Consider the following 8,060-nt stretch of genomic DNA (forward strand, 5'->3'; position numbering starts at 1 on the left):
AGGAACAGCATGACAGATGTAACCGTAAAAGCGCTGGCCGCTGAGATTCAGACCTCCGTGGACCGCCTGGTACAGCAATTTGCTGATGCAGGGATCCCGAAGGCTGCTGAAGACTCAGTAACAGCACAAGAGAAACAGACGCTGCTGGCGCACCTGAACCGTGAACACGGTTCCGCGCCGGACAAGCTGACGCTGCAGCGCAAAACGCGCAGCACGCTGAATATCCCTGGCACCGGCGGGAAGAGTAAATCGGTGCAGATCGAAGTCCGTAAAAAGCGCACCTTTGTAAAACGCGATCCGCAAGAGGCTGAACGTCTCGCCGCGGAAGAAGAGGCGAAGCGCGAAGCGGAAGAGAAGGCAACGCGTGAAGCAGAGGAAGCTGCGAAGCGTGAAGCCGAGGACAAAGCCAAGCGTGACGCACAAGAGAAAGCGAAGCGTGAAGCCGAAGAAAAAGCGAAACGCGACACCGCTGATACGGCGAAGCGCGACGCTGCGGAAACGAGCAAAGTGAGCAATCAACCATCTGACGAAATGACCAAAGCTGCCCAGGCTGAAAAAGCGCGTCGTGAAGCCGAAGCGCAAGAGCTGAAGCGTAAAGCTGAAGAAGAGGCGCGTCGTAAGCTTGAAGAAGAAGCACGTCGCGTAGCAGAAGAAGCACGCCGTATGGCGGAAGAAAACGAGAGGAACGGGGTTATCGAACCTGCAGAAACCGAAGACACCAGCGATTATCACGTGACCACTTCTCAGCATGCTCGCCAGGCTGAAGATGAAAACGATCGTGAAGTAGAAGGCGGCCGTGGCCGTACCCGTACCGCTGCAAAAGCTGCCCGTCCTCAGAAGAAGGGCAACAAACACGCTGAATCCAAAGCTGACCGTGAAGAAGCGCGTGCAGCAGGTCGTGGCGGTAAAGGCGGCAAGCAACGTAAAGGTTCTTCCCTGCAGCAGGGCTTCCAGAAGCCGGCTCAGGCAGTTAACCGTGACGTCGTGATCGGCGAAACCATCACCGTTGGCGAACTGGCGAACAAGATGGCCGTTAAAGGCTCTCAGGTCATCAAAGCGATGATGAAGCTGGGCGCAATGGCTACCATCAACCAGGTCATCGATCAGGAAACCGCACAGCTGGTTGCCGAAGAGATGGGCCACAAGGTTATCCTGCGTCGTGAAAACGAGCTGGAAGAAGCGGTAATGAGCGACCGTGATACGGGCGCAGCGGCCGAGCCGCGTGCACCGGTTGTGACCATCATGGGTCACGTTGACCACGGTAAAACCTCGCTGCTTGACTACATTCGTTCTACTAAAGTGGCGTCCGGCGAAGCGGGTGGTATTACCCAGCACATCGGTGCTTACCACGTAGAAACCGAAAACGGCATGATCACCTTCCTGGATACCCCGGGCCACGCCGCGTTTACCTCCATGCGTGCTCGTGGTGCGCAGGCAACGGATATCGTTGTACTGGTGGTAGCGGCTGACGACGGCGTGATGCCGCAGACCATCGAAGCTATCCAGCACGCGAAAGCGGCGCAGGTACCGCTGGTGGTTGCGGTGAACAAAATCGATAAGCCAGAAGCTGACATGGACCGCGTGAAGAACGAACTCTCCCAGTACGGCGTTATGCCGGAAGAGTGGGGCGGTGAATCTCAGTTCATCCCTGTGTCTGCGAAAGCGGGTACCGGTATCGACGATCTGCTGAACGCGATCCTGCTGCAGGCTGAAGTGCTTGAGCTGAAAGCGGTACGTAAAGGCATGGCCAGCGGTGCGGTCATCGAGTCCTTCCTTGATAAAGGTCGTGGTCCGGTTGCTACCGTGCTGGTGCGTGAAGGTACGCTGAACAAAGGCGATATCGTGCTGTGTGGCTTCGAATATGGCCGCGTGCGTGCGATGCGTAACGAACTGGGTCAGGAAGTGCTGGAAGCGGGTCCGTCCATTCCGGTTGAGATCCTGGGTCTGTCCGGTGTTCCGGCTGCCGGTGATGAAGTCACCGTCGTGCGTGACGAGAAGAAAGCGCGTGAAGTTGCGCTGTACCGTCAGGGCAAATTCCGTGAAGTTAAACTGGCGCGCCAGCAGAAATCTAAACTCGAGAACATGTTTGCCAACATGACCGAGGGCGAAGTTCACGAGGTGAACGTCGTACTGAAAGCTGACGTACAGGGCTCTGTGGAAGCGATCTCCGACTCCTTGCTGAAACTCTCTACTGACGAAGTTAAAGTGAAGATCATCGGTTCCGGCGTAGGTGGTATCACCGAAACCGACGCAACCCTGGCTGCGGCGTCCAACGCCATCCTGGTTGGCTTCAACGTTCGTGCTGACGCCTCCGCGCGTAAAGTTATCGATGCTGAGAGCCTGGATCTGCGCTACTACTCCGTCATCTACCATCTGATCGACGAAGTGAAAGCAGCGATGAGCGGCATGCTGTCGCCTGAGCTGAAACAGCAGATCATCGGTCTGGCTGAAGTGCGTGACGTGTTCAAATCACCGAAATTCGGTGCGATCGCGGGCTGTATGGTTACCGAAGGTCTCATTAAACGTCACAACCCAATCCGCGTCCTGCGTGACAACGTGGTTATCTACGAAGGCGAGCTGGAGTCCCTGCGCCGCTTCAAAGATGACGTTAACGAAGTCCGTAACGGCATGGAGTGTGGTATCGGCGTGAAGAACTACAACGACGTTCGCGTTGGCGATATGATCGAAGTGTTCGAGATCATCGAGATCAAACGTAGCATTGAGTGATTGTAGGCCGGGATCGCCTCGCGTCACCCGGCAATCATATTAAAAGGGGCTAATGGCCCCTTTTTTGTCTGGAGAATTTATTATGGCGAAAGAATTTGGTCGCCCGCAGCGCGTGGCTCAGGAGATGCAGAAAGAGATTGCGATGATCCTGCAGCGCGAAATTAAAGATCCGCGTCTGGGTATGATGACTACCGTTTCCGGTGTCGAAATGTCCCGCGATCTGGCCTATGCCAAAGTGTTTGTCACCTTCCTGAACGACAAAGATGAGGACGCGGTAAAAGCGGGCCTCAAAGCGTTGCAGGAAGCGTCTGGCTTCATCCGCTCTCTGCTTGGCAAAGCCATGCGCCTGCGTATCGTGCCGGAGCTGACCTTCTTCTACGACAACTCGCTGGTCGAGGGGATGCGCATGTCTAACCTGGTGACCAACGTGGTGCGACAGGACGATGAGCGTCGCGTCAACCCGGACGACAGCAAGGAGGACTAATGAGTCGTCCTCGTCGTCGCGGTCGCGACGTGCACGGCGTGCTGCTGCTGGATAAGCCTCAGGGGATGTCCAGCAACGACGTGCTGCAAAAAGTAAAGCGCCTCTACAACGCCAACCGTGCCGGGCACACTGGCGCGCTGGATCCGCTGGCGACCGGCATGCTGCCGATCTGCCTGGGCGAGGCGACAAAGTTTTCCCAGTACCTGCTGGACTCCGATAAGCGCTACCGGGTGATTGCTCGCCTCGGCCAGCGTACCGACACCTCCGATGCGGATGGTGAAATCGTTGAGGAGCGGCCGGTAACCTTCAGCGCGGAACAGCTTGCTGACGCACTGGAAAGTTTTCGTGGCGACACGATGCAGGTTCCGTCGATGTACTCGGCGCTCAAATATCAGGGCAAAAAGCTCTATGAGTACGCGCGCCAGGGCATTGAGGTGCCGCGTGAAGCCCGGCCGATTACCGTCTATGAGCTGCTGTTTATTCGCCACGAAGGTAACGAGCTGGAGCTGGAAGTCCACTGCTCGAAAGGCACCTATATCCGGACTATCATTGACGATCTCGGCGAGAAGCTGGGCTGCGGCGCGCACGTGACCTTCCTGCGTCGCCTGGCCGTCAGCACCTACCCGATTGATCGCATGGTGACCCTGGAGCAGCTGCATGAGCTGGTCGCGCAGGCGGAACAGCAGGAGAGGCCAGCCGCTCAGCTGCTGGATCCGCTGCTGATGCCGATGGACAGCCCGGCCGCTGACTTCCCGCTGGTCAATCTGCCGCTGACCTCGTCGGTCTACTTCAAGAACGGTAACCCGGTACGAACCACGGGCGCGCCGCTCGACGGGCTGGTGCGGGTCACGGAAGGTGACGAAGGCAAGTTTATCGGCATGGGCGAGATTGACGATGAGGGCCGCGTCGCCCCGCGTCGACTTGTTGTAGAGTATCCGGCGGCATAAGCTTATGCAGCTACCTTGCGATAACAGGGTACTGCGAGTAGAATATTGCCGCTTAACGTCGCGTTGGCTGTGTAACAGCGGACGGGCGTTATATCTGGGATCGCTGAATTAGAGATCGGCATCCTTTCATTCTTTTAATTCTGGAGTTCAAAATGTCTCTAAGCGTTGAAGCTAAAGCAAAAATCGTTTCCGAGTTCGGTCGTGGCGAAAATGACAGCGGTTCTACCGAAGTACAGGTTGCCCTGCTGACTGCTCAGATCAACCACCTGCAGGGTCACTTTGCAGAGCACAAAAAAGATCACCACAGCCGTCGTGGTCTGCTGCGTATGGTTTCTCAGCGTCGTAAACTGCTCGACTACCTGAAACGTAAAGATGTTGCACGCTACACTGCGCTGATCGAGCGTCTGGGTCTGCGTCGCTAAGTCTGGCGAGTTTCAGAGAAAGGGGCCTTATGGCCCCTTTTTTCAACCAGACGGCAGCAATTCACTCTAAACTATTGTATTGTTGCTTTGAATGATCTTCGTTGCAGAGGTTCGCGCGGCTAATGAGAGGCTTCACCCAGGGGGGTGTCGGTTGTCATTAGTCGCGAGGATGCACTGAGGATCGGGTTTAACGTCAGCACGCCGCAAGGTGTGCTGTCAAACATTTAAGAAAGGGTAAAATTTTGCTTAATCCGATCATTCGTAAATTCCAGTACGGTCAGCATACCGTAACCCTGGAAACCGGCATGATGGCGCGTCAGGCGACAGCAGCCGTTATGGTAAGCATGGACGACACCGCGGTATTCGTAACCGTAGTGGGCCAGAAAAAAGCTAAACCGGGCCAGGATTTCTTCCCGCTGACCGTTAACTACCAGGAGCGTACCTACGCTGCCGGTAAAATCCCGGGTGGCTTCTTCCGTCGTGAAGGCCGTCCAAGCGAAGGCGAAACCCTGATTGCGCGTCTGATTGACCGCCCGGTTCGCCCGCTGTTCCCGGAAGGCTTCGTTAACGAAGTGCAGGTTATCGCCACCGTAGTTTCCGTTAACCCGCAGGTTAACCCGGACATCGTGGCCATGATTGGTGCGTCCGCAGCCCTCTCTCTGTCCGGTATTCCGTTCAACGGCCCGATCGGCTCTGCGCGTGTTGGTTACATCAACGACCAGTACGTTCTGAACCCGACTCAGGACGAGCTGAAAGAGAGTAAGCTGGACCTGGTGGTTGCCGGTACCGAAGCCGCTGTGCTGATGGTTGAATCCGAAGCAGAGCTGCTGAGCGAAGACCAGATGCTGGGCGCGGTGGTGTTTGGCCACGAGCAGCAGCAGATCGTTATCCAGAACATCAATGACCTGGTGAAAGAAGCTGGTAAACCGCGTTGGGACTGGCAGCCGGAAGTTGTTGACGCAGCGCTGAACGCACGCGTTGCTGCCCTGGCTGAATCCCGTCTGAGCGATGCCTACCGCATCACCGACAAGCAGGAGCGTTACACTCAGGTTGACGCTATCAAATCTGAAGCTATCGCTACCCTGGTTGCCGAAGACGAATCTCTGGACGCTAACGAGCTGGGCGACATCCTGCACGCCATCGAGAAAAACGTGGTCCGTAGCCGCGTGCTGGCTGGCGAGCCGCGTATCGACGGCCGTGAAAAAGATATGATCCGTGGTCTGGACGTGCGTACTGGCGTGCTGCCGCGTACTCACGGCTCCGCGCTGTTCACCCGTGGCGAAACGCAGGCGCTGGTTACCGCGACCCTGGGTACCGCACGTGACGCGCAGAACATCGACGAGCTGATGGGCGATCGCACCGACAGCTTCCTGTTCCACTATAACTTCCCTCCGTACTCCGTAGGTGAAACCGGTATGGTTGGCTCGCCGAAGCGTCGTGAAATTGGTCACGGTCGTCTGGCGAAGCGCGGCGTACTGGCCGTTATGCCGGACATCGAGAAGTTCCCGTACACCGTGCGTGTGGTGTCTGAGATCACCGAATCCAACGGCTCCTCCTCAATGGCTTCCGTGTGCGGCGCATCGCTGGCACTGATGGACGCTGGTGTGCCGATCAAAGCTGCCGTTGCGGGTATCGCGATGGGTCTGGTGAAAGAGGGCGACAACTTTGTCGTGCTGTCCGACATTCTGGGCGACGAAGATCACCTGGGTGACATGGACTTCAAAGTAGCGGGTTCCCGTGAAGGTATCTCTGCTCTGCAGATGGATATCAAAATTGAAGGTATCACCAAAGAGATCATGCACGCTGCGCTGAACCAGGCGAAAGGTGCACGTCTGCATATCCTGGGCGTGATGGAGCAGGCGATCAACGCGCCGCGTGGCGACATCTCCCAGTTCGCACCGCGTATCCACACCATTAAGATCAGCCCGGACAAGATCAAAGACGTGATCGGTAAAGGCGGCTCTGTGATCCGTGCGCTGACCGAAGAGACCGGCACCACCATCGAAATCGAAGATGACGGTACCGTGAAGATCGCAGCGACCGACGGTGAAAAAGCGAAATACGCTATCCGCCGTATCGAAGAGATCACTGCCGAGATCGAAGTTGGCCGTATCTACAATGGTAAAGTGACCCGTATCGTTGACTTTGGCGCGTTCGTTGCCATCGGCGGCGGTAAAGAGGGTCTGGTACACATCTCTCAGATCGCTGACAAGCGCGTTGAGAAAGTGACCGACTACCTGCAGATGGGTCAGGAAGTACCGGTGAAAGTTCTGGAAGTTGACCGCCAGGGCCGTGTTCGTCTGAGCATCAAAGAAGCAACCGAGCAGTCTCCGTCCGCTGATGCGCCGCAGGCGCCGGCAGCAGACCAGGGCGAGTAACGTTGCCATTAGCTCCTCGCCGCTGGCGGGGAGCTTTTACAACCGGGCAGGATGCCAGCATTGCAGCCGGGGGACAGGACGTTCAACCTTTTGTTGTCTTCGGGAGTAGGAAATGAAGCCTTTTTTGCGCTGGTGTTTCGTTGCGACAGCTCTAACGCTGGCAGGATGCAGCAACTCTGCCTGGCGTAAGAACGAAGTCCTCGCAGTGCCACTGCAACCGACTTTGCAGCAGGAAGTGATTCTGGCACGTATGGAACAAATTCTTGCCAGTCGGGCTTTAACCGATGATGAACGCGCACAGCTTTTATATGAGCGCGGAGTGTTGTATGATAGTCTCGGTCTGAGGGCACTGGCGCGAAATGATTTTTCACAAGCGTTGGCAATCCGACCCGATATGCCTGAGGTGTTTAACTACCTCGGCATTTACTTAACGCAGGCAGGCAATTTTGATGCTGCCTATGAAGCGTTTGATTCTGTACTTGAGCTTGATCCAACTTACAACTACGCGCACTTGAATCGCGGTATCGCCCTCTACTACGGCGGTCGTGACAAGTTAGCGCAAGATGATCTGCTGGCGTTTTATCAAGACGATCCCAACGATCCTTTCCGCAGCCTGTGGCTTTATCTCGCCGAGCAGAAGCTCGATGAGAAGCAGGCGAAAGAAGCACTGGAACAGCGCTTCGAGAAATCGGACAAGGAGCAATGGGGATGGAACATTGTCGAGTTCTACCTGGGCAACATTGACGAAAAAACGTTAATGGAACGCCTGAAGGCGGACGCAACGGATAACACCTCGCTCGCTGAGCATCTCAGTGAAACCAACTTCTATTTAGGTAAGTACTACCTAAGTCTGGGGGAAAAGGACAGCGCTACGGCACTGTTCAAATTAGCGGTTGCTAACAACGTACACAACTATGTTGAGCACCGTTATGCATTGTTGGAATTATCGCTCTTGGGCCAGGAGCAAGACGACCTGGCAGAATCGGACCAGCAATAGCTGACGACATAAACATCAGCCCACAATCTTTTTGATTGCCATCATCTTCACGGGTGAGGGCGTTGTTGTTCGTCAATACACCTACTTTGAGCCGGTTCACACTTT

General features: G+C 55.8%; 6 protein-coding genes. All 6 read left to right on the forward strand.

The features are described 5' to 3' along the window. The first annotated feature begins 9 nt into the window (after positions 1 to 9). The 6 genes from infB (at position 10) to nlpI (ending at position 7,955) form a co-directional block, all read left to right on the forward strand. Positions 10 to 2,727, forward strand: a complete 2,718-nt coding sequence (infB, locus tag RTP97_RS16885; protein WP_312415724.1) for a translation initiation factor IF-2 — start codon at positions 10 to 12, stop codon at positions 2,725 to 2,727. 82 nt (positions 2,728 to 2,809) lie between these two features. Next, positions 2,810 to 3,211, forward strand: a complete 402-nt coding sequence (gene rbfA, locus RTP97_RS16890; RefSeq protein WP_042390148.1) for a 30S ribosome-binding factor RbfA — start codon at positions 2,810 to 2,812, stop codon at positions 3,209 to 3,211. Continuing rightward, a complete protein-coding gene (gene truB, locus RTP97_RS16895; RefSeq protein WP_312415726.1) occupies positions 3,211 to 4,158 on the forward strand; it encodes a tRNA pseudouridine(55) synthase TruB in 948 nt (315 codons plus the stop codon). Before rbfA ends, truB begins: the two co-directional genes overlap by 1 nt. Before the next feature lie 152 nt (positions 4,159 to 4,310). Next, positions 4,311 to 4,580 (forward strand): 30S ribosomal protein S15, encoded by a 270-nt coding sequence (gene rpsO, locus RTP97_RS16900; RefSeq protein ID WP_004385056.1) that lies wholly within the window; start codon positions 4,311 to 4,313, stop codon positions 4,578 to 4,580. 242 nt (positions 4,581 to 4,822) lie between these two features. After that, a complete protein-coding gene (gene pnp, locus RTP97_RS16905) occupies positions 4,823 to 6,958 on the forward strand; it encodes a polyribonucleotide nucleotidyltransferase (protein ID WP_409455956.1) in 2,136 nt (711 codons plus the stop codon). A 112-nt stretch (positions 6,959 to 7,070) separates the two neighbouring features. After that, positions 7,071 to 7,955: a lipoprotein NlpI gene (nlpI, locus tag RTP97_RS16910; protein ID WP_042390165.1), complete on the forward strand. Its 885-nt coding sequence runs from the start codon at positions 7,071 to 7,073 to the stop codon at positions 7,953 to 7,955. The last annotated feature ends 105 nt before the right edge of the window (positions 7,956 to 8,060 follow it).

The sequence above is a fragment of the Pseudescherichia sp. genome (assembly GCF_031998825.1).
Lineage (GTDB): Bacteria > Pseudomonadota > Gammaproteobacteria > Enterobacterales > Enterobacteriaceae > Pseudescherichia.

Excerpts from the sequence above, each read along its gene's own strand:
- rbfA (WP_042390148.1), top strand. The coding sequence starts at position 2,810 with ATGGCGAAAGAATTTGGTCGCCCGCAGCGCGTGGCTCAGGAGATGCAG.
- nlpI (WP_042390165.1), top strand. The coding sequence starts at position 7,071 with ATGAAGCCTTTTTTGCGCTGGTGTTTCGTTGCGACAGCTCTAACGCTG.
- rpsO (WP_004385056.1), top strand. The coding sequence starts at position 4,311 with ATGTCTCTAAGCGTTGAAGCTAAAGCAAAAATCGTTTCCGAGTTCGGT.
- truB (WP_312415726.1), top strand. The coding sequence starts at position 3,211 with ATGAGTCGTCCTCGTCGTCGCGGTCGCGACGTGCACGGCGTGCTGCTG.
- infB (WP_312415724.1), top strand. The coding sequence starts at position 10 with ATGACAGATGTAACCGTAAAAGCGCTGGCCGCTGAGATTCAGACCTCC.